Annotated in this window: 17 protein-coding genes; 6 read left to right on the top strand and 11 right to left on the bottom strand. The window is 39.8% G+C overall.

Features of this window, described 5'->3' with window-relative positions; all coding sequences use genetic code 11:
- Window positions 1-124: 124 nt before the first annotated feature.
- From MMU07_RS03145 to MMU07_RS03105, 9 genes are all read right to left on the bottom strand, one after another.
- Window positions 125-535, bottom strand: coding sequence for a hypothetical protein (locus MMU07_RS03145; RefSeq protein ID WP_241124380.1), 411 nt, complete (start codon window positions 533-535; stop codon window positions 125-127).
- 233 nt (window positions 536-768) lie between these two features.
- Window positions 769-1,863, bottom strand: coding sequence for a PDDEXK nuclease domain-containing protein (locus tag MMU07_RS03140; RefSeq protein WP_241124379.1), 1,095 nt, complete (start codon window positions 1,861-1,863; stop codon window positions 769-771).
- A 64-nt stretch (window positions 1,864-1,927) separates the two neighbouring features.
- The gene (locus MMU07_RS03135; RefSeq protein ID WP_241124378.1) at window positions 1,928-2,269 is read right to left on the bottom strand and encodes a hypothetical protein; all 342 of its coding nucleotides are present in this window, start codon (window positions 2,267-2,269) and stop codon (window positions 1,928-1,930) included.
- Window positions 2,270-2,292: 23 nt separating this feature from the next.
- A complete protein-coding gene (locus MMU07_RS03130) occupies window positions 2,293-3,105 on the bottom strand; it encodes a hypothetical protein (RefSeq protein ID WP_241124377.1) in 813 nt (270 codons plus the stop codon).
- 187 nt (window positions 3,106-3,292) lie between these two features.
- Window positions 3,293-4,414, bottom strand: a complete 1,122-nt coding sequence (locus MMU07_RS03125) for a hypothetical protein (protein ID WP_241124376.1) — start codon at window positions 4,412-4,414, stop codon at window positions 3,293-3,295.
- Between the two features lie 10 nt (window positions 4,415-4,424).
- Complete coding sequence (locus MMU07_RS03120) at window positions 4,425-4,877, bottom strand: hypothetical protein (RefSeq protein ID WP_241124375.1); 453 nt, start codon at window positions 4,875-4,877, stop codon at window positions 4,425-4,427.
- Between the two features lie 21 nt (window positions 4,878-4,898).
- Window positions 4,899-5,579, bottom strand: a complete 681-nt coding sequence (locus tag MMU07_RS03115; RefSeq protein ID WP_241124374.1) for a hypothetical protein — start codon at window positions 5,577-5,579, stop codon at window positions 4,899-4,901.
- 1,445 nt (window positions 5,580-7,024) lie between these two features.
- Complete coding sequence (locus MMU07_RS03110; RefSeq protein ID WP_241124373.1) at window positions 7,025-7,714, bottom strand: LytR/AlgR family response regulator transcription factor; 690 nt, start codon at window positions 7,712-7,714, stop codon at window positions 7,025-7,027.
- An 85-nt stretch (window positions 7,715-7,799) separates the two neighbouring features.
- On the bottom strand, window positions 7,800-10,670 hold the full coding sequence (locus MMU07_RS03105; RefSeq protein WP_241124372.1) for a sensor histidine kinase: 2,871 nt from the start codon (window positions 10,668-10,670) through the stop codon (window positions 7,800-7,802).
- A 461-nt stretch (window positions 10,671-11,131) separates the two neighbouring features.
- On the opposite strand from MMU07_RS03105, the gene MMU07_RS03100 reads away from it, so the two are divergent.
- The 5 genes from MMU07_RS03100 (at window position 11,132) to MMU07_RS03085 (ending at window position 18,466) form a co-directional block, all read left to right on the top strand.
- Window positions 11,132-11,401 carry a hypothetical protein gene (locus tag MMU07_RS03100; protein WP_241124371.1) on the top strand — a complete coding sequence of 90 codons (270 nt, stop codon included), beginning with the start codon at window positions 11,132-11,134 and terminating at the stop codon, window positions 11,399-11,401.
- A gap of 454 nt (window positions 11,402-11,855) precedes the next feature.
- A complete protein-coding gene (locus MMU07_RS21815; RefSeq protein WP_418884502.1) occupies window positions 11,856-12,020 on the top strand; it encodes a transposase in 165 nt (54 codons plus the stop codon).
- A gap of 373 nt (window positions 12,021-12,393) precedes the next feature.
- On the top strand, window positions 12,394-15,603 hold the full coding sequence (locus MMU07_RS03095) for a DUF1553 domain-containing protein (RefSeq protein WP_241124370.1): 3,210 nt from the start codon (window positions 12,394-12,396) through the stop codon (window positions 15,601-15,603).
- 1 nt (window position 15,604) lies between these two features.
- Window positions 15,605-17,113, top strand: coding sequence for a DUF1501 domain-containing protein (locus MMU07_RS03090; RefSeq protein ID WP_241124369.1), 1,509 nt, complete (start codon window positions 15,605-15,607; stop codon window positions 17,111-17,113).
- Between the two features lie 12 nt (window positions 17,114-17,125).
- Entirely contained in the window at window positions 17,126-18,466 is a 1,341-nt protein-coding gene (locus MMU07_RS03085) for a DUF2231 domain-containing protein (RefSeq protein ID WP_241124368.1), read from the top strand.
- A gap of 214 nt (window positions 18,467-18,680) precedes the next feature.
- Here the strand turns inward: MMU07_RS03085 and MMU07_RS03080 are convergent, their stop codons facing one another.
- Window positions 18,681-19,445 carry a ParA family protein gene (locus tag MMU07_RS03080; protein WP_241124367.1) on the bottom strand — a complete coding sequence of 255 codons (765 nt, stop codon included), beginning with the start codon at window positions 19,443-19,445 and terminating at the stop codon, window positions 18,681-18,683.
- 355 nt (window positions 19,446-19,800) lie between these two features.
- On the opposite strand from MMU07_RS03080, the gene MMU07_RS03075 reads away from it, so the two are divergent.
- Entirely contained in the window at window positions 19,801-20,346 is a 546-nt protein-coding gene (locus MMU07_RS03075; protein ID WP_241124366.1) for a hypothetical protein, read from the top strand.
- A 285-nt stretch (window positions 20,347-20,631) separates the two neighbouring features.
- Here MMU07_RS03075 and MMU07_RS03070 read toward each other — a convergent pair whose 3' ends face one another.
- Entirely contained in the window at window positions 20,632-23,946 is a 3,315-nt protein-coding gene (locus tag MMU07_RS03070) for a VCBS repeat-containing protein (RefSeq protein ID WP_241124365.1), read from the bottom strand.
- Between the last annotated feature and the right edge of the window lie 10 nt (window positions 23,947-23,956).

Raw genomic sequence — 23,956 nt, 5'->3', positions numbered from 1 at the left:
AATCGTTGTTTTTAGCATTATCCTCTTTGATTTTTAATGATGAATCAAATTTGAGAGACATATGTGCTGTCTAGGTTCACAGGAAAATTAAACTCTTCTGAAGAATGTTATCTAATTAATATCATCACTTAACCCTATAATTTTCACGTAATTTGGAGTCAATTTCTTGTTCAATTTTATGGGTTATTATGGAGCCGTTTTTTGTTGTTACAGGCTCTTTTAATTTTAACAAAACAATTTTTTGAAGTCGATTTTCTTGTAATGCTTTAAAAATTGAATACTCATATTTCAACTCTAAACTCAAACTTTCTCCTAACAAGATAGAAGGTGATATTCCATATAGCCTAAAAAAAACCCCATTTAAATATCGAAAAAGATGAGAATCAGAATCTGCTATCCTTGAAACTCGTTTAATAAACTTAAAATCCTTTCTTTCAATAATTATTTCCTCACCATGGATTGAGTTTTCTAACTGTTCAACCTCTTGGATGAGCTGATTGAGTTTTTCTTTGATTTCTTTAAGTTGTTCTAGCATACCTTAATTTGGCTGTTTTTTTCAATTACTCAAATACCCCACTTCCTTCTTCATTTGCTTATATTCCCTTTCAAGTTCCCGGATTTCTTTATGGTTCTTATGTGTCCGGCACATCAGGACCAAGCTTATTATTAGAAATTTACCGGAAACAAATTTCAGGAACCTTGGAAGGGATATATTCTCGGCATCAGAAACCTCAGTGAACGAAATGCTCTCCATAAAATTTTATACCACTAGTCATCCAAATTGTCTTTTAATTCGTTTTCGATTTCTTCTACTGTAGGCATGTTCTTTTGTATGTCCAAGGGTAATTCACTGAAGGTGAATTCACTTATTCCCATGGGCTTGTTGAGGTCTTGCAAGGCAAACTCAACTTCTATTTTGTCTTTTGATTTGCACAAAATAATCCCAATGCTAGGGTGGTCAAGTTCCGTTTTTAACAGTTGGTCCACGGCACTTAGGTAATAGTTCATTTTACCGGCAAATTCAGGTTCAAACTCCGTCATTTTCAAGTCTATCACAACATAGCAATGCATTTTCAGGTGATAAAATAGCAGATCTAATTTCCGTTCTTTATTTCCGATTTGCAGGGGATACTGTCTGCCCACAAAAGCAAAACCCTTTCCCAGCTCAAGCAAAAATCTAGAAATATTTTCCGTGAGTATTTTCTCCAACTGTAATTCCTGTACATCAGCTTCCAAGGTGAGGAAGTCAAATTTGTAAGGATCTTTCAGTGTTTCTTTGGCTAGGTCGCTTTGGATTTTGGGTAGCGTGAGTTCAAAGTTATTGAGCGCTTTTCCCTGTCTCTTATCCAAGTCGGACTCCATCTGTAATTCCAAAATACTTCTGCTCCAATTATGCTGAATGGTTTGTTTGATATAGAAAAAGGCTTGGGTTGTATCTTTACAGTGGTTAAGGATTGCCACATGGTGTCTCCACGGCATTTTACAGAGCAGATTGTCTTCTCCAATTAGTCCACCAGCTTGGTGGACAATTATATCACTCTGATTTTCTTTGTTTTGTAAATCAATATCTGCTTGCTGTAGGAGGATAGAATCTTTGTAAAATAGGTGAAATTGACGCATGGCAAACAGGTTGGTTCTGGAAAATCCATTCGTCTCGGGCAGTTCATTTTTCAAATCTTTTGCCATCTGTTCTACCACTTTGCTTCCCCAGCTTTCTTCTTGCTGTTTTTCGACTATTTGCTTCCCAATATCCCAATAAAGCATAATCATCTGCTCATTTACCGCCACTGCGGCTTTAAGCTGAGCAGAACGAATTCTTTGCTTTAATTCCTGAATCCATATTCTGTAATTCGCTTCCATCATTTTTTCAAGATAAACCAAAGGGTTGATTCGAAAATATTATAAAACCAGAGCCGAAACCACCACCTCAATTACTCAAATACCCCACTCCCTTCTTCATCTCCTCGTATTCCTTTTCAAGTTCCCGGATTTCTTTGTTGATCTTGTGTGTCCGGTACATCAGGACTAAACTTACTATCAGAAATTTACCTGAAACAAATTTCAGGAACTTTGCCCCGGATTCGTTCATCGAATTTGGGTCTTGAGCCCCGCTGGGATTTGCGAGTAATGCGACCATCCAAATCAAAAGAAGAACGAAAATAGCAAGGTAAACAGCCGATTTGGTTTTCGCTTCCTCCTTTTCCCGGATAGTGATCAGCAGCTCGTCTTTCTCGATTCGTAGCCTTTTGAGTTTAGTCAGTTGTTCCATCTTATGCTCATTGATAGTAATTTCTAATTTCTGCTTCCTCGGGATTCCGGCATCGGAATTAGTCTTACCACCATAGATTTTCCATTTTTGCTGATCGGATAGTATCCTTTGATCTCTCCGTTTTCCAGTTCAAGCACCTGCGCACCTGCTTTAGTACCATCAGCCAGTTCTTGAATCAGTTTCTTCTCGTCCCCGGAAAGAATAATTATAAGTTGTTCGAACTCTTGATTGACAAGTGCGCTGGAATCTGTTCCGGAAGTAATCTCAACCCATTTGCTTTCACCCTGAATTTCTCTATTCAGAATCACCTCCGCCCCTAAGATTTTATTGGAACTCCCGGATACTTGAGATAGTATTTTCTTTGTCTCTAAAATCTTTGCGGTATCCCCCATGTACTCAAAGATCCTCACGAGATTATCCTGATGGGATTGAACCACGTCAGAAGTTAAGGTCTGGAATTTCCGAAGGTGGGTTCTTTTGATGGAATAGTTTCCTATAAATGCCAGTAAAACCAAGACTCCTATCACACCCAATGTCCAGGCAACCATGCGTTTTCCAAGATTTCTGGGTTGAGTCGGGAGATTTAACTCCTTGATTTTAGCATCTGCGATCAGGTCGATACTCAAACTAATATTGATCACCGCCGCCACGCCAATGATTGAAATCCCCATCAGAAAAATAAATACCATAAGTTCCAAGGCCTCACTGGAGAAAAAGTTGAATCCCATGATACTACTGCCCATCACAAATAAAAACCAGAATAAAATCAGGACTCCGGAAAAAATCATGACATAGGAGGAAATGCTTCGGATGAGGAGTTTGAATTCTGGATTCATTGTAAGCTGGTGACCTTTAAATATAAGAGTTGTCACAAATAAATATAAGAGTTGCCACAAACCAAAAAAATGGTTGAACTAAAATAAGAAATGATAATTAGGTTAAAGCTGTGGTTACCTGTTTTCATTGGACAAAAATCTTTCAATCAACATTCTTAGATGAATTTTATTACTTTCTTGTGTCTGGCTAGACTATCAAACGGTACTGCTCCAAATCCAGATCCTTTCCTAAATTAAAAGGGATGTAAACACCTTGTTTTTTGAAGCGTTCTCTGATCGCCAGGTGATAGGAAACCAAAGTGATTACCCGATAGATCTCGTAGGGGTGTTTTGCCTGATCCATAAATTGATCAACCTCTCCGGAAGTCATCGAAAAGTAGTGATCGAATAGTTTTTTTCGCTCTTTTTCAAACCAAGATAAAAAGGCCTGTAAATCAGTAATCAACTGGTCTTCTGTTTGGAATCTAGTACTTATATATATCGTGATATGCCAAGCGAACCCAAGATTTTTTAGTTCGTAAAACCAACCATATACTTTGCTATACTTTTTCTCTAGCAATTTTTCCAATTCTACAATCCAGCGGAGAAGTTCTGATTCGGGTAATCCCCGACCTTTTAAATCTGAAAATTTTTGGAGGTGAGGATCCAGATCATCCAGAAACTGAACAAACTTCTTCAAATTGGAATACAGTACAAGAAATCTATCCCACTTCCAGATTATCTCGTAGGATGGAGGGTGGCCTCCCAGATCATGAAATAGATTTTCATGCACAGCCAACCAAGACCTTACATCGGCAATCTGAATAGGGAAATCCTTGGTTTTCATTTTCCAACTTGATTCTGCAGAAAGGGCCTGACTTAATTGCAATGCATAGTTAGGAGGAAGTTGGGTGGTGATTTTATCATCTTCAAATACCCACAGGATCCGTTGCATTTGTACCTCAGGAGAAATTTCATTGGTAATTAACTGATTGCAGTTGTAGATATCCTTTACCACACTTTCTTCTCCAACTTTTTCTTCTAGTATAAAACGGATATCTGTATAAATGTCACTAGCTCCGATAAAGCGATAAGCAGTAGTGCCCAAGTGAAGGTCACAGGATTTGTTACAGCATGCCCCCGGGAAAATCTGAAACTGAAATGTGGGAGGATCTTCGTTTCTGTAATCCTGAAAAAATATATCAACGGCTTCTAAAAACTTTTCCTTCGATACATCAGAATAGGTAAACTGATCACTTAGCAACAATTCCAACCTTTCTACATCCATGCGGACAAAGCAATCCAAAACTTGGTCGAGGTGACTTATCATATTTATTAATTTAAAAAGGCATGTCGTTTTCTTCCTTTCTAATCCTTTCAACATCCTCTTTGGGAAGCCAGTATTCGGATTCTTTAATAAAAATTCCCTGCTCGAATTCCAAACCCAACTGGCCTTCGTGGATCTCAAAAGGACCACTGCCAGCTATGTATTCCCCTAATTGCTTTATCTTAATGCTACCGGTAAACCAGTCCGCAAAGACAAATGACTCGCCGGGGAAAAGGTAGTCAATCCCTACTTGCATAAAATCACGAATATACCCCTTCCATTCAGTCAAGAACAACTTGTTACCTTGAACCGTATAGGTGGCGGAATACCCTCTCCAACAAGCTGTATTTGGAGCTACAAGAGGGTAAGGCAAAGCTGCTTGTTTCAAGTAATCACTTAAAGGCTCTGCATAGATATAGTAGGTTTTATCATCATAGATAAGCTTATCTGCGCTTTGGAGAGTCATATCATTTCAGTTTTTTTGATGTTATCCTTCAATTATTTTCCCCATCAAATCAGACGCAAAATCAAGATATTCACCTGATAATGATTCCATATCTTGATTGAGTTTTAAATAAGCCTCACCCTCCATGCTTATCAAGCTATCGGATAATCCACTGACATTTTTTGCCTGAGGGAGAATTTTTGATCTTGAAGCAGTGAGTTGATCAAATCTAGGATTTTGCTTCTCCTTCAGGATACCGACAGACAAAAATTTGGAATAATTCTCAAGTGCTATAGAGAACAAAAAGTGGAGTTGTGTCTGATTAATTCTAAGCGCATCATTTTTGGGTAATGTTTGTAGGTTTTTAGAAAGCTCATTTTCCACATAGTCATTAACCATCTCAAGATTTTCATAAGCAGGTATTTCCTTTACTTTGAGGTGAAATGCTATTGACTTGATGGCATGAAGATAGACTTGAAGTTTTTCTTCTTCCGAAGAGATTGGAATGGTTTCTAAATAGAGGAAAGATTGATATTCTCTTCTAATTGCTTCATCGTTACCGGTTTTGGCGCCAAAGATTTTCGCATCCTCCTTACTCAGAGAAGCCATGACCATAGCAAATGAGGCTAAAGCTTTGACCTTTTGTTGGTCCTCAGATGCGGACTTGATTTCGGAGATCAAAAAGTCTGTGTACTTTAAATCATTGCCGTCTTTACTTTTCACATAGGTAGTCGCAAACAAAGGTTCAACTTGGCCTATGAATAAAATGATTGAATTTGAGATAGGGTCTTTAATTCCTTGACAGTAAATCTCTGAACATGGGATTAGGTGAAAGAATAGAATCAAAAAGATAAGATGTTTCATGGAATAGCTAAGAATTAGTCTTAAAGAAATTCTATTTTAAGAAGAAAACCAAGCCTGATAGTTCCTTACAGTCCCTAATTTCAAAATCAGGAATATAACAGGGCTTTTTCCCTTTGAAAGTTTCTTAAAGCTGAAAGGGTCTTTGATTGAGAAAATTACTAGCGAATACAATTCGTAATTTTTGGATAGGTATAAACATTGAAACTTTCTTGCGATTGTTACCAAGTTAATTGTACCTGAGAGGGTGAGTAAAAATCTAAAGACCTGAATTTACCTTGAAATAAAATTGCAGTTGGAGTTCCAAACGGACTTACTTTACTGTAATTAAAATTATAAAATATTGATTTACAAATATTTAAAATCAATCTCAATAATAGAAGTTTTCTAAACAATAGATATGGGTTCCCCGCCTGTCGGCAGGGCAGGGATTCCATTCGAGGCTACCAAGAAAAGTCCCTTCATTAATGGAGGGATTTTTTTTTAAATACGGATCCCCATCTTGAAATAGTGAAAACCTAATAACAGGTTTGATTTTCGGCCCTACGGAAGTCAGGGGTTTGCTTAGAATTAATTTGTATAGATTTAAAAAAATAACAGTTCATCCTTCAGAGTATTAAGGAAGCGATGATTTTTTGGAATTGCATTTGTATTTCGGGCATTAAATTCGCTTTGTTTCCTAAAGCGATCATGGTTTTTGATTCAAGGTAAAATCAAACTTCAGTGCGCAGAACTATCCGCTTCTATACCCTATTAAGTAAAACTAGGCTAATTCCTGTTACCAAGTCATATCCGATGTTACTAGACCTCCTGTTGAATTACCTATGTAGTATTTTTGATTTCCATGGAAGTCTTTCAAGCTCCAAACTTGGATTTTTTAATTTTTTGTTCCTATAGTTTATTACTAGCAATCTCAATTTTTTAAAGAAATTCATAATTGTAAAACATTAGAGTTGGTTTAAATTTATCTTACAAAGATTTGATTTTCAATCATATAAGATTTTCACTTTGCATTTAGTGCTATCATAATTTTTGGATGTTGAAGCAATTTAGTCCTTTCTCTATTTATGGAAATGGCAATTTTAATAAGTGCGACAAAACAATTAATAACTGACGATAGAGGAAAAATTCCATCTGTTTATTATTCCAGAATAGGCATTTGAATGTATTTTTAGACTTTACTTCTTTTCAAGTCTTCCGATTCGGTTCATTTATTTCCCACCGAAGCAGTACCATGATTTCCAAATAAAATTTCCTGATTTGTTGTGATTTAAACCTTCAGTAGGAATCAAATATGTAACCCGGGTTTAAAAACCGAAGGCTTCAAAAAAAGCTTTTGACTTACGCTGGGAAATAGACAATTTAGTAGCTCCATCCTTTAGCCTGACCACCGGGTGGGCCCCCTTTTCTACTATGTCGATATGATCCACATTTACGATCAGTGAATGATGGATTCTATAAAAATTGTAAAACGAAAGACGGTTTTCGAAAACCCCAAGATTTTTTGAGGATATAATCTTTATTCCGTCTTTCATGTGAAATACAGAATAAACGCCATCAGACTCGATGTACATTACATCATCTAGATGAATCATCGTATCCTGCTTTGCACCTACCATTAGGATTCTCCGTCGTTCACTGATGCGCATCAATGCCCGGTCTACAGCCTTGCGAAACTGGAGGTCACTATACGGTTTTAATAGGTAATAGGTAGCTCCGCTATTCATCGCTTCTATGGCGTATTCTGAGTAGGCAGTCACAAATATAACCTCTGTGTTTTTTACATCCGCCTCCTTCAATACCTGAAGCCCCAAGCCTCCTATCAAGTGGTTGTCCATAAAGACAATATCGATAGGGTTTTTATTCAAAAAATCAGTGGCCTCCTCTTTTTTCCTTATGGTAGATTTAATTTCCAATTCCGGATAAAACGTCTTGATTCTTTCGATCAGAATATCCCTGCTGGCCAATTCATCTTCAATCACTGCACATCGAATCATAGGAAGAGTTATTATATCAAAGGATTAAATTAAATCAAAATGTTTGATCCATGATTCCTTTCTAAATCAAATGATAAATAAGTGATCATTTTTGATTAATAACTGAGACTTGATCCCCTTCTAATTCATTATTTGCCAAAGAATCATTATCAATCATCAGTGAAGCTTTTGTACCCGAACGCTCACCTTCATACAAATCATCCAAATTAAGTTTTATGGAAATGCCATACTTTGATTTCATCAGATCTATCTTCTTGTGGATCAATATCAAACCTATTGACTTGCGTTTTTTTCCTTCCTGAATTTTAGCGGATTTTGCCCTTCCAATCCCATCATCTTCTACTGAAATATAGATTGAATCCCCTACTTTCTCAAATCGAATCACTAAATGTCCGCCTTCAGTTGTATTTGAAAGTCCATGGACAATGGCATTTTCAACCAATGGCTGTACCATCATCGAAGGGATCCGTACGGCATACAGTCTAGGTTCACATTCAATCTTGTAGATTATTGAATTTTGGAACCGGATCATCTGAACCTGTAGATAATTCTCCAATAATTCTATTTCTTGACCAATCTCAATGAAATGATTTCCACTTCTCTCAAGAATATTTCTCAACATCTGTGCAAATTCAAAAGTGAAATTTTCTGCTTTTTCAAAACTTTTCAATCTAATTAAATGCATCAGCATGTTAAGCGAATTGAAAATAATATGAGGATTCATCTGGGCTTGAATAGCATTTAGTTCGAGCTCTGTTATGGTATTTTTATTCTCCAAATCTCGTTGAAATTGCTGTTGCTTTCGTTGATTTCGCTTCTGAACTGTCACAAAAATCAAGAACAGAAAAATCAGAAAAAAACCGACCTGAACCAAGGGTCGCTCATAAAAATAGGGGAGAATTCTAAAGCTATAACTTAGAACCTCCGGCTCCGGATCATTTGAACCGTTGATAGCCCTGACCTGAAAAACATAATCACCGGGGGGCAAAAAATCAAAGTTGACCATAGTGGCCCGTGAAGGCATACTCCATTCGACAGAATTGCCATTTTTTCCCAGTTTAAATTGATAATACACATTTTCAAATTCATTGTAGTTAACATTAAAAAATTCAAATTGGATTTTCATGGTGGTACGGGAAATTTCTCTCGTAAACAGAACATCTTTCCCGTCAGCAAATACACCTTTTAGAATGATCGGAGTTTTCTTTGTTTCGATCTGACTTGATAAGTAGACAACTATACCCTGTGCAGATGGAAAATAGATTGCACTTCCGTTTTTATTGATATGGTTATTTAAAAACCCTCCATTAAATTCCGTATTAAAAACTCCGGATTGAACACCAATATAGAAAGGCACCAAATAATCAATTTCATTATTTAAATAGGCAATCAAAGCTTTTTCCTGAACTACCATAATTCCATTATTGGAGCTCATCAACAAATTACCATAATTATCTTTGGTCAAGGTAAAGATATCATTACTGAGCATGTTGTTAGGCTTGTTGCGAAGTTCTATCAACTGATTATCATGAAAACAAAACAAGCCACCCTGATAAGTGCCTATCCAAACTCTACCCTCCCAATCCTCATAAAAAGCACGTACATCTTTTACTTTTAAACCCTGTTCCGGTCCAAATTGATCTATTATTGTCCCATTTTGATCAAGATGGTAAATGGTAGTTTCTCCGCCCATCCACAAATGACCGGATCGTGTACGGAACATTGTAATAATTTGAGTATCAATAGTGTCAGGTTTAAATGGAATTAATTTTTCTATACTGTTTCCAGTGTAAACACCCTTATTTGTTCCCACCCAAAAGACCCCGTTGGGATCTTGATATGTAGCAAAAACTGACTTTCCTCCTAGTCTTTGATGATAGAGCTGTTTTTCTGTTCGCTTAGAAAGGGCAATGATTCCATCCTCCCAAGTACCTAGAAATAACGTGTCTCCAATAATGTTGAGTGATGCTAAAGCATTTGATTTATTATCCGTATCGAAAATTTTGGATGTATTTTGATTGAAAACTTTGACCAAATTACCTCCTGCCAAAGCATATACCGATGTGGAGTCCAACACTAATGAGCCAAAAGAACTGAGAAGTTCATTGGATATCGAAAAAAGATTGACCACCCGCCTTTCGGTAAGCTTCAAAAGGCCTTTATTGCGTGTTCCTAGAAAAAGGGTCCGAGTTTGATGGTCTAGGAAAAAACTGAATAGCCCATTTGTCGGGAGTATATCATCCTGAGTGAATTTTGATAAGAAGCCAATGTAATAATAATAAAGACCACCGGATGAGTTGATCAGCAACGCGCCATTGTTGAAAAACATAGATATTAAGTTCTCATTTACAGAGAGTGGTATATCAACTTGACTAAGACCTCCCGATGTAAGTTGATAAAGTTTTTTTTGTGTTAGAAAGTATCGAAAATCATCATTGGGATCAGATTCCACGTCAATTATGCGTTCTTGTAAAATCACTTCCTTGTGACCACTTTTTGGTAAAAATTTATAGGTTTTTGTTTGATCGGCTATTATCAGCGTATCAGGATGCAGTCGGTGAATGAAATTGGCCTTAGTAATGTCTGTTTGGAATATGTGCTCGCTAAAGTCAGGATCTTGTAAATATCTAACTGTCCCAATTGAATCAATGCTTAAAATATACTCATCCCTAATTTCAACTGCATTAAAGATTCCTACCAATTCCGGTTCCTCGGCGATATGATAAACCTCACCAAACATATTAATCCCCAGCAGATGCTCATAACAATTGGAAGAAAATAATCCAATAAATATCGTTTGACTATAAAATGGATGGTTACGGTAGGAGCTAAATTCATACCCGTTAAATTGATGAAGGCCGTTGGAAGTTGATATAACCAAAACACCGGTATTCCGGTCTTTTGCCAAGCCATCGACTTGATTCACAGGGAGACCATGTTGAGTGCCGTATGTCATAATATGGTAGGGGAAAGACGATAAATTAATATCATCATCATAACGACCAATAAGCTGACTGTAGACCGGATTGATCACAACTAGAAAAAGCAATCCGAAGCTAAATAGACTTTTATTGATTCTTGAACACCTAATATTAAGCTGATTTACAACCATTGAAGGCCTTTAAAGGGGTTAAATTTCTTAATAATGATAAAAAAAATTACTGTCATCAGACAAAAACACTGCGTGTTTTTGAAAATCTTGAAAAAAGCGAGGTTTTGACACCTTGCTAGAGTTTATGATGTTTGAAGTTACCACACCAAAAAAACATCATGTTCAAAAATACGAATCTTGCGGGTCATCCGGTAATTTGTCAGCTACTTTCTTTTCTTCCCCGGGAAATTGTCGACTTCTGTTTGTCTGAACACTAGAGCGAAAGGTACTAAAAGACTATGACTACATGGAAGTAACTGGTATTGATGCTCTGCGGTTTTGTAGCCAAATGCCAATCACTTAATAGTCTAAGTAAAAACCTATTATTCCTTGAAGATCTTCTGACATATTTGGGTATAGACAAACTTCCTGCGGTCAGTATGGATAGTGATTTCAATATCAAGCGAGACAGTGTGGTATTTGAATCGGTAAATCATCATCTTTTTGACCCTTATAAGGCAGAGATGAAGCCTTTAGAACCCAACTTTTTGGACAGACAGTTGGATAAGGGAAAAGTCATAATCATTGATTCTTAGACAATCTATCTTTTCGTGGATGTGTACAAAGGCGCAGAGCGCAATCCTAATATTGGGCAAAAAGAAAGGCGGGCTTAAAATCCACTCTAAGTTGCCTTTGGGCTGCTTAGTACCGGATCTTGTGCTTATTAACGAAGCTGCCTGCAATGATAAATCTTTTCTCAGATAGCATGAAAGAGAAAATGGGACGATTTATGTCTTTGACAATGGTTATGTCAAGGATCGGAAAGGGAAAGATTGGAGTGATAACGGAGTCTATTTTGTAACCCCACTTCATGAAAATTCAGATTATGAGATCCTGGAAGGAAAACCAAACCATATCAGTGAATATGCCTATGAAGGGATTATCTTCGATCAGATATTCCTTCTGAATCCGTCAAAGTAACCTCTGAAGGCCAGATTGATCATATAAAAAGGCCCTTAAATCGGGAAGGTACTTGAGTTTGTGTCCAATATGTTTGACCTCAGTGAGAACACAATAATTCTACTTTATAAATGCCGATGGAATATCGAAATTCTGTTCAAGCAACTGAATCAGAACTTCGAATTGGGATACTTTTACGCGGACAGCTTGGAAGGGATCAAAACCCTGGTTTGGATAGTTTTGATAGCCAATTAATTATTTAAGGTATTTCGCAGGCAGTGCAAAGAGGCTGAAAAGTTTGTCACAATTTTAAATATGGCAGCCATTAACATTTGCTCTTATATATCGCTAATAAAGCTTCTCAGATTAGGATGACTTTCAGGTTTAGAAAGGGATCTGAAAATAATACAATTTGAATTGTTCAGTTTAAAGCAGGGGGTATTTGTAATATATCAAAAAATCTCCCTTAATTTAAACATCAAGGGAGATTTTAAGGTATTCCTGCATTTAGTCGGATGACTATAGTATCTCATCACTTATACAAAGAAATGTATTGCCACAATTCAGGATACAACAGGTGGGATTTCATTTGAAATTCCCTTAATTTAATCCGGTGATTTGATTTCAAATGGTCTTAAGAATACTGTTTTTCTTTTCCTTTATTTTCTCTTTAATTTCTTGTAGCCCCGAACTCCCCGAGGATGTTCAGGCAGCCTACGAGGAATTGCCGGAAGCATTGGATTTCAATATTCATGTCAAGCCGATTTTGTCGGATAAATGCTTCGCCTGTCACGGTCCTGATCTGGCAGCACAAAAAGCAGGATTAAGCTTGCACGATCCCAAAATGGCTTTTGCCTCCCTCAAAGATTCCCCCGGCAAGGTAGCCATCCACCCTGGAAGCCTCCGTAAAAGCGAACTTTTTCACCGGATCATTTCAGAAGATCCGGAGTTCCGCATGCCTTCCCAAGAATCAAACTTGACCTTGACTCCAAAGGAAAAGGCCATCCTGATCAAATGGATAGAAGATGGGGCTGAATACAAAAAGCATTGGGCTTTTATCCCTCCTCAAAAACATGACATTCCGAAAGTAAAGGATAAATCATGGACCAAAAATCCCATTGACCACTTTGTACTTAGCAAATTGGAACAGGAAGGAATCAAACCATCGCAAGAGGCGGATAAGGAAACGCTCCTGAGAAGATTGAGTCTGGATTTGATAGGTTTGCCTCCAAGCCTGGCTGAGATAGATGCCTTTCTTGCTGACCCTTCCGTCAATGCTTATGAAAAACAGGTCGACAGATTGCTCAATTCTGCGCATTATGGGGAGAAAATGGCCATGCATTGGATGGACATTGCGAGGTTTGCCGATACACATGGCTACACCGTAGACCGGTATCGGGATGCATCGCCCTATCGGGATTGGGTTATCAGGGCTTTCAACCAAAACCTACCTTATGACCAGTTTATCACCCATCAGTTGGCGGGAGACCTTCTTCCCAATCCTACCAAAGAACAGCTGATAGCGACGGCATTCAACCGCATTCATCCCCAAAATATGGAAGGAGGCATTGTAGAGGAAGAGTTTCGGGTGGAATATGTAGTAGACCGGACGAGTACCATGGGTCAGGCTTTTATGGCTTTGACGCTGGGCTGTGCGCGGTGTCATGACCACAAGTACGACCCCATTTCCCAGAAAAATTTCTTTGAGCTCAGCAGTTTTTTCAATCAGGTGGATGAGGCCGGTCAGATTTCTTGGGATGATGCCACACCTGTTCCGACGATGCTTTTGACAGATACGGAGAAAGACAACATGCTTTCCTACTTGCTTTCCCAAAAAAACAGGGAGGAAGAGGAACTGAAAATAGTGGCTGAGAAGGAAGAAAAGGCATTTCAGGCTTGGTTGGCATCCAGTTCCCTTCAAAAAATTGCCAAACTGGATTTTCCGGCAAGTCGGGTCGGGTTTTATTCTTTTGACCAAAACTCCATACAAAACAATCTCAATCCTTCCCAAAAAGGAACGATGGAAAGCAGCGAGGTGAAAAACCAGAAACCTGCCTATGTAGAGGGCTTTAGAGGAAAAGCTGTCAAACTCAACGGGGATTCCTGGCTGGATTTGGGCGGTTCGGGTATTTTTTCGCGCAGCGAACCTTTTTCTGTGAGTATTTGGATTACTGTACCCAAATCTTTGACTGATGGAGTGATTTTTCACAAGGGTTCAGGCGCAGTGCTTTATAACTGGCGTGGATATCACCTCAGTCTCAAAAACAACCGCTTGGAATTGCTGATGGCGCACACCGCTCCATACAATGCCATCACCAAAGTCACAGAACAGGATATTCCCCGGGACCAATGGATCAATCTGGTCATGACGTATGACGGTTCTTCCAAAGCAAATGGACTCAATATATTCCTAAACGGACTTGAAATGGCTACCCAAACTACCCATGACAATCTGTACAAAGACATCCTTTTTCAGGGGGGACAGCCGGGTTTGCAGGTAGGGGCAGTGTGGAGAGGCAAGGGACTCAAAGACGCTTTGGTGGATGAAGTGAGTGTCTACGACAAAGAACTCTCTTCTTTGGAGGTATTGCAGATTGTGAGGTTAGAAGAATATAAGTCAATCCTTGCCCAATCTGGCAACGAGTTTAGCGCCCAAGAAAGACAAGCCCTGAAAAAACTGTACCTCAATAACCATTCTTTGGCTTATAAAGAAAAGCTACAAGCGGTGGTGGCTAAGAGAAAAGCCTATGCGGATTCTGTGGAGCGGATTCCGGAGATGATGGTCATGCAGGACAAAACCAATAAGCGGCCCACTTATGTTTTGACCCGTGGGGAATATAATATGAGGGGAGAAGAGGTTTTTCCCAATACCCCTGAGAGCGTCTTGCCCATGCGCGAAGACCTTCCCAAAAACCGCCTTGGACTGGCTCAATGGCTGACGGATGCAGAAAATCCACTCACCGCAAGGGTAGCAGTCAACCGTTTTTGGCAAAATTACTTTGGAAACGGGATGGTCGTAACTTCCGAGGATTTTGGGAATCAAGGACAATTGCCTTCTCATCCGGAATTGTTGGATTGGCTGGCTTTGGAATTTCAAAATTCCGCTTGGGATGTCAAAGCCATGCAGCGTCTGATTGTCACCTCTGCCACTTACCGTCAAGCCTCGAAAAACAGGCCGGAACTGATGGAAAAGGATCCTGACAATTACCTCCTTGCCCGCGGGCCGTCGGTCCGACTTCCTGCAGAATTGATCCGTGATAATGCGCTTTTTGCCGCAGGTTTGCTGAATCCGACGATTGGAGGCAAAAGTGTGTTTCCTTACCAACCTGAAGGTCTTTGGAAAGTCAATGGAGCCAACTACGTGCAGGATAAAGGGGGAAATCTCTATCGGAGGAGTATGTACACGATTTGGAAACGCTCGGTTCACCATCCTACATTGTCCATATTCGATGCACCTGATCATAGCTTTTCGGTGAGCAAAAGGCAGGAAACCAATACCCCGCTTCAAGCTTTGGTACTGATGAATGATCCGACTTTTGTGGAGGCTTCCAAGGTTTTGGGAGAAAAAATGCTGGCTTATCCGGAAATCTCCAAGTCTATAGAAGATACTTTCCGCAGACTGACAGGAAGAAAACCCAATCCTAAGGAGCTTCAAATTCTTATAGAATTGAGGGAAAATGAATACCGTAAATTCAAGGCAGATCAAAACAAGACCAAAGGCTGGTTGGCTTCAGGGGAATATCAGATTCCTAAAGAATTAGATCCTTTCCATCTTGCGGCCAATGCCGTTACCGCCAGTGCCATTATCAATTCAGATGCTTTTCTAACCAAAAGATAATATGAGTCACCATCACGATGCCCCTCTCAGGTCTTCCAACAGGGATCTTCAGGAGATTGAAAAGAATATGGACAGAAGGAGGTTTTTGACAAAAACTTCTTTGGGACTTGGTTCCCTGGCCTTGGGCTCGCTGATGGGAATGGAGAAGATTTTTGCAGAAAATCCCCAAACCCCGCCTTTGCTTTCTGAGTCAGCAAATGGATTGGCAGGCTTGCCGCATTTTATGCCCAAGGCAAAGCGGGTGATTTATCTCTTTCAAAGTGGTGGGCCTTCCCAATTGGAATTGTATGATTACAAACCAAAGCTCATGGACCTTCACGGGCAGGAGCTCCCTGATTCGGTGAGAGACGGGCAACGTCTTACCGGGATGAGTGCCGATCAAAGTTCGTTTCCTATGACTGCTTCAGCTTTCAAATTTAGCCAATATGGCCAAAGCAGGGCTTGGGTCAGTGAACTGATGCCCCATACTGCTGAGATCGTGGATGAACTTTGTTTTATCAAAAGCATGCAGACCGGACAGATCAATCATGATCCGGCCATTACTTTTTTCCAGACAGGTCATCAGCTTCCGGGCCGACCCTCGATGGGCGCTTGGTTGAGTTATGGTTTGGGTTCGGACAACCAAAACCTGCCATCTTTTATCGTATTGGTTTCCAAAAATGCGGTGCAGGACCAACCGCTTTATGCCAGACTTTGGGGAAATGGTTTTCTTCCTTCCCAATACCAAGGCATCCAATTCCGGTCTGGGCAAGACCCTGTACTTTATCTTGGCAATCCTGAAAATTACGATGGAAAAGACAGGCGCGAAATGCTCGATTACCTCAAATCATTGAATGAGGTGCAGTTGGATACTTATGGCGATCCTGAAATCAGTGCCCGCATCGCCCAATATGAGATGGCCTTCCGGATGCAGACCTCGGTACCGGAAATTACGGATATGTCCAAGGAGCCTGACTCGGTGTATGAGATGTATGGTGAAGGCAGCCGCGATCCCGGTACTTATGCCGCCAATTGCCTTTTGGCGAGAAAGCTCATTGAAAAGGATGTCAAATTTGTACAGCTCTACCATCAGGGATGGGACCAGCACGGGAATTTGCCCGGAGGGATAAAAAACCAATGCCAGAAAACTGACCGGGCGACAGCTGCACTGATCAAGGACCTCAAGCAAAGGGGCTTGTTGGAGGATACGCTTGTCGTTTGGGGAGGTGAATTTGGAAGGTCGGTGTACAGTCAAGGCACGCTTTCACCGGATAATTATGGCCGGGACCATCATCCACGCTGCTTTACCAAATGGATGTGTGGGGCTGGAGTGAAGCCCGGATTTACCTATGGAGAAACAGATGATTTTGGATATAATGTGGTCAAAGATCCGGTTCATGTGCATGACCTGCAGGCTACGATTTTACATCTTTTTGGGATAGACCACGAAAAACTCACCTACAAGCATCAAGGCCGGAGGTTTAGGCTGACCGATGTAGAAGGTCATGTGGTAAAGGGTATTTTAACCTAGGATGGTCAAAATATGATACAAGACCTGATTACTTTCATCGGCCGGTTTCACCCACTTTGGGTTCATTTGCCCATTGGCTTTTTGATCATAGCAGTCTTTTTTAAAGCTTATGAGGTATTTGGGAAAAGGCCCGCGATGCAGGAAGCTGTGAATTTTTCTTTGCTTTTGGGAACCATCAGTGCCTTGATTGCGGCGGTGTTGGGTTTTATGCTTTCGCAATCCGGGGGATATGAGGACGACCTTTTGGATATTCATTTGGTGGCTGGATGGACCACGGTCATTATTTCTGGAATTGCTTGGTGGGTGAATAAGAATGAGCCTAGATTCAGCAAAAAGCTGAATTATATTGTGTTGGGATTTATGATCCTGGCACTTTCTGTTACCGGACATTTTGGAGGAAGCCTGACTCATGGAGAAGATTATCTGACTGCTTTTGCACCTTTTGGTGAAAAGCAAAAAGAGACCAAAGGGCGGGTTTTGGCTAAGGTGGAGGATGCGGAGGTTTTTACCGATGTGATTCAGCCTGTTTTTCGAAGTAAGTGTCAAAGCTGTCACCGACCCGGAAAAACCAAAGGTGATCTGAACTTGGTTTCCTATGAGACAATGCTCAAAGGGGGAGAAAACGGCCCGGTTTTTATTGCTGCTGATGCCGAAAAAAGTGAGTTGATAAGGAGAGTAACGCTGCCGTATGACCACGATGATTTTATGCCTGCCGAAGGGAAAAAGCCCCTAACGGAGGAAGAAATCCAAATACTCATTTGGTGGATAGCAATGGGGAAGGCAGATCCCAAAGTATCCTTGATGGCTGCGGATGAAGAAATCATCGCATGGGCAAAGCCAAGACTAAATATTCTCGGAGGGGAGAAAATGATAGCGGTGAGCATCGATACTGTTCATCTCAAGGCTTTGGAGAAAATGGGATTTCGGGTAAGGGTTCTCTCTCATGAATCCGGTGCTTTGGATGTTGTCTTACCATCGGATGCCGCAAAGAATCAGGCCTCCGAATTATTGAAAGCACTTTTGCCTATCAAAGACCAGATTTATTGGCTCAGTTTGGCCGGGACAGGAGTTCAGGATGCTGACCTGAATCAGGTAGCTCAGTTTTCCAATTTGCAAAGACTGCGGATCGAAAATAATCCCATCTCAGATTCCGGAATTTCATCTTTGAAGATTCTTTCCAAACTCGAAAGTTTGAACCTTAACGGGACCAAAGTCAGCGAATCAGGTTTGGAAGCCCTTTCCGAGATCCATTCTCTCAAATCACTTTACCTTTGGAATACAGTTATTGATTCTAAAGTTGCAAAAGTGGAAAAAATGAAAGCTGAGGGTGTAAAAGTGGTTTTTGGGAACTGATACTTTTTTTGGCGATTCTAAACTACAAAATATTTGATCGGCTGAACTTAGATCCGCAAAATAACTACCGCACCAAGATTTTTATTTCTTTCTTTTATTGTCACTACTTGATTTCAGACTTTAGGATTGCCGGGTTTTTTGGTAAATGGGAATGTTCTAAAACCAATGATGGACTCCGCACCTTTTATTGGCACGTGGATTCCAAAGTATCCACTTAGGAATTTTTGAGGGTAATTTCCCGTGCAAGATTTAAGTAGGCAATGGCCCCTTTCCCATCGGCATCCAGGGACAGCACCGGCAATCCAAAACTTGGGGATTCGGACAACTTTACATTCCTTGGAATGATGGTTTCAAACACGATGTGTTTGAAGTGAAGCTTGATTTCTTCCACCACCTGATTGGAAAGTCTTAACCTTGGATCATACATGGTCAACAGTATCCCTTCGATTTCAAGTTGTGGATTGAGTCTAGTCTGAATTATCCTTATGGTATTGAGCAGTTTTCCAAGGCCTTCCAATGCAAAATACTCACATTGCACAGGGATAATAACTGAATCGCAAGCTGTGAGTGCATTGATGGTAATGATACCGAGTGAGGGAGAGCAATCGATAATTATGTAATCAAAATCCTCCTTTGAATTGCTTATGACAAGCTTTAATACCTCCTCCCTATTTTCTATATTGATTAACTCGATTTCTGCCCCGGCAAGGTCTATTACTGAAGGCACCAAATAAAGGTTTTTAAATTCGGTAGGTTGAATTATGTTTTTTAATTCCGCTCCCGCAATCAAACAGTCATAAATACTTCCATTTGTATCTTCCTTATTAACCCCAAGTCCGGAACTGGTGTTTGCCTGTGGGTCTGCATCAATGATTAATGTTTTGTATTCTAGGACTGCCAAACTAGCAGCTAAATTCATGGCTGTTGTGGTTTTTCCTACACCGCCTTTTTGGTTTGCAACTGCAATAACTTTTCCCATTTATTTTACAGGTATACATTCTTATTTTAATCATTGTGACCCAAAAACAGATTGAAAATTAAGATTAAACACACTGATTGAATCTTAGCTATATCTGGATTTAGAACATGAAAATGAAATTTATTTTGGGAAAAACGTTATAATTTCTAAAAAAAATTTTATTTAACTTTTTTACATTCAATTTATTTACAATTAAAAACTGATGGTTCTATTTTATAGAATTTATTTTTTTGACATGTTTATTTTTTTGTTACTTAAGGTCCAAAAGTATACTGACTTTCCTTAGCCGGTTCAAATAAAGTTCTGTAAACCTTCCTATAAGCCCGACAAAATGTATTCAATTATTTTTGCAATTATGCTTTTCATCCAAGCGGATAACTTTGATGAAAATGTGACTTCCAAATTTTCAGACAGTATTTCTATACTCTTTGAGGAGATGTTCTTTCCCGCATCCAATTCCAATAGTCACTTTATTGTGAATGAAGAAGACTTAAAGCAATTAAAATTTATTGTTCAAAGCCATAGTGATTCCACAGATTCAATAATTAAATCCTTACTCGAAAACAACCAATTAAAAACAGATTCACTCTTGATTTCGAACCGGTCAATTGATAGTTTGAGCCTGATTTTGAATGAAAAATTGTTGGTAGAAAACAAGGATTATCAAATCAAGCAAGCATCATTTTTTGGAAGGTTTCTACTGATTGCCACTCTGCTTACTATGGTGTTTTTCCTAAGCACCTTGTATTTTAGGATCAGAGCAAAATACAGATATAATTTCGAATCCTTGGCAGAAGTAGAGAAAAATTTTGATACCCACAAAAAAGCTGCAATTGAAAGAGAACGGAAACTTCTGAGGGAATTAATTGATTTGAAAAACAAGTTAGAAACCAAGGTTTAATTTTATTTTGGGCGATTTGATGTTTGCTGTAACCTGCTGTATTTCATTCAAGTTTTAAGGGGCGGTTTTTCAGAATAAATAAGAATAGGGAAAAGTTGCAGATGCGCACTTATTACTTCATAGGTCGAAATTTAATAAGGTACTTTTCATTTTTATCAATGGCCTTTGTCAGTAATTCATGTAGTATATCACTGTTGGTTCAGTGTTGAAATTGCAGTAATTGGAATTGAAGCCTAATTACCTCAACTTGTATCCAATTGTACTGAAAAAAATGGGAGGCCATGTTTATGGCTTTTTAAAAACCTCCAATTCTCCATCGTTTTTGACAAAGAGAATCCATGTTTCATTTTTGACTTTAATGGTACGGATATGTTTGATATCACCTTGGATACCGAGTTTGCCATTTTCCATAATTGAAAATCCGCCCTTTCCGTCTCCTTTCAAAGCCAATCCATGACTTCCCTGATAGGCACCGAAATAGGGAGAAGCGGCTGTCATATTCCCCCCTAAGAGCAAATCCAATATTCCATCACCATCTAGGTCCTCCAACAAAATTGCCTGAATGGGTGCAAATTGAGATTCAACAGGAAGTGATTGGATAGTGAATCCTTTTCCTCGATTATTTAAAAGGGCAAGGGATTTGAATTGGGTGGCTTCGAAAAGTATGGCCTCTTCCAACTTGTAGTTCTTGAAAATTTCATGTACTGTTTTGCCGGCAAAGTCTGAATGCCTGACAAATTCCTTTTTGAGCACTGGTATTTGCTTCACCAATTCATCCCGTGTGGCGATGGTATATTCTTTGCCTTTATTTTGGTAAGTCAGGATTTGTTCTAGACTGCCGTTTCCGTCAAAGTCCCTGACATACATCCTTACAGGTGCTTCTGTGGAGGCTTTTAGCCGGCTGTTCAATCCAAGATTTCCTAGTACCAAATCCGGGAAACCATCTCCGTTCAAATCTCCAATTTCTACCGTATTCCACCAGCCTGAAGTATTGGCTAACCCGAATTTTTCAGTTTCGTTGACCAATTTCCCATTGCGGTGCATCAAAATGCTGATCGGCATCCATTCTCCGGTCACAACCAAATCCATATTACCATCCTGATCCAAGTCTACCCAAGCAGCGGACTTGACCATTCCGATAGTGGCTAAGTCAGGTGCCATTTGGGAAGTGATATCCATGTAGGTTCCATTTCCACTGTTCTTGAGGATATAACTTCTGGGAAGCTGTCCATATTTCCCTGTGACATTCCTTCCACCTACAAACAAATCCTCCAAACCATCGCCATCTAAATCTTGTGGAAGTGCTATTACATATTGGATTTCCGGATCAATAGGAAGATCAATTGATTCGAAATATGAACCGTGATTTTGATGGATTTTATTGGAATGTGGAATTGAAGGATTGTTTCCTCCATTCAGCAAAAGTAAATTTGCAAATTCCTTTGTGTCACTTTGCACAAAGGCAGCATAGGTATCTTCGGATTCCAAGCCTTTTTCAAAAACCGCTTGCAGAGACTTCTGAAATTTTCCGTTTTTGTTTTGGAGGAATAGAACTGACTCCTGACCTAATGCCCCACCGATAAATATGTCTTCCAATCCATCTCCATTGACATCCCCAGTGGCTAATGCAGGTCCTTCATGAGAAAGTTTGTGAGGCAGGAGGGGCTCTTTGTTGAAGTCATTGTAATCGTCCTCTACGTGTAAAAAATCCAAGCCTGTTTCCTCCGAACTGAGTTTTTGGGTTAAAAAAAGCTTTTTTTCAATTTTGGGAATGGAGACAAGCAATGCATTTTCCTCTTTTACGGTAATCAGTTTGTTTACTTCTAGGTTGAGGAAAGTTTCTCTCTTCCCTGAAGGCCAAATAACTTTTAGAGAATCAATATTAGTAGCTTTTCCCAATCCCAAATTGATCTCCGGCGCAACGGAAGACTGGAATCCTCTTGTAGTGAAGTTTTCCTGAATGATTTTCGCATCACCTAAGTAGGCCTCTACCCTCACCCCGATCCCAAACTTATTGTTTCCTGATCCATCAAACCTGATTTTCAGAAAGGATGGTTTTTCACCATTTGTAAATTGATTCAGCTTGTTTTCATATATTTCGGAGGGTTGATTGATATGGTTGACTATCAAATCAAGATCTCCGTCATTGTCCAAGTCAGCATAGACTGCCCCATTGGAAATCGTAGCTTCGGTTATTCCCCAAGCCTCACTTACATTTTCAAATGTCAGGTTTCCCGAATTTCTGAAAAAATAATTGGGAACTTCTCCGGGAGGCATCTGACCCGAAATTTTCAAATCGCTGATATCTGGTCTTTGTACCAGTCCATCTCTTATTTCGGGATTGGTGATGAAGTTGATATAATCCATATCATTTGGCCGGCGTGCAATGCCATTGGAAATAAACAAATCCTTCCAACCGTCATTGTCAAAATCCGCGAACAAAGGGGACCAACTCCAGTCTGTGGCATTGACTCCTGCAAGTTGGCTTATTTCCGAAAAAGTGCCGTTAGCATTGTTTAGCTGCAGGCTGTTTCGGGTAGTCTGTCTGCCGTAACCGAAATTCAGTTTGAGTTGGTATATTTCATAGCTGTCTTCGGCGGCAGACATTTTTTGGACGATTTCGTCCTCCGGTAACATGTCAAGACTTATGATGTCAATCCATCCGTCATTGTTGAAATCAGCCAAATCATTTCCCATCGAAAACCTACTCATATAGCTTAAGGCTTCTTTGCTGGATTCTTTGAAGGTTCCATCGGCCTGATTGATGTAGAGGTAGTCATTTTCATTGAAATCATTGGACACATAAATGTCAGGCCACCCGTCGTTATTGAGGTCTGCTATTCCGATTCCCAAGCCGTAGCCTATCTGACTGGAATAAATCCCTGCTTCATTGGTCACAGGAGTAAACTTCAGTTCTCCCTTTTCCGCATTGTTTCTATAGAGCCTGTCTCCTTCAGGGCCGCTGTCCATGTAGCGGAGTGAAGCCCTGCCGTAGCTGTTCTCTGTGTGAACGGCATGGTTGAGAAGGTACATGTCGAGATCACCGTCTCGGTCAAAATCAAAAAATGCTGCTTGGGTACTGAATCCCTGAAAATCCAAACCATATTTATTGGCACTTTCCGTAAATGTCAGGTCTCCGTTGTTGATGTATAGCTCGTTTTTGCCTTTGACTCCCTTCCAATCCCCGAGTCTGCAAACATAGATGTCCAATAGCCCGTCACCATTGATATCAACCATGCTGATGCCTGTCTTCCAGGGCCCGGGCGATCCCACTCCACTTTGTGCCGTAATATCCTCAAAGGCCATATTTCCTTTGTTGAGGAAAAGTTTGTTTGGAAGTTGGTTGGAGGAGAGATAGATATCCAACAGCCCATCATTATTGATGTCTCCAACAGCCACTCCGCCTCCATTATAGAAATAGAGGTATTCAATGATGTTGAATTCCTCTGTTTCGTCCAATGTATTGGTGAAATCTATGCCTGTTGTTTTTGGACTCAGACTTTCAAAAAGGGGTAATGTTTGCTTTAAATCAGTTTTTTGGGAACATGAAATCAGGATGTACAGCGGTAAAAATAATAATGGCAATCGGGCATATTTCATCTGATGGATT

This window comes from Cognataquiflexum nitidum, assembly GCF_022538055.1.
GTDB classification, from domain to species: domain Bacteria; phylum Bacteroidota; class Bacteroidia; order Cytophagales; family Cyclobacteriaceae; genus Cognataquiflexum; species Cognataquiflexum nitidum.
Note: the sequence above shows the minus strand (reverse complement) of the source record. Positions and strands in the feature narration are given on the sequence as shown.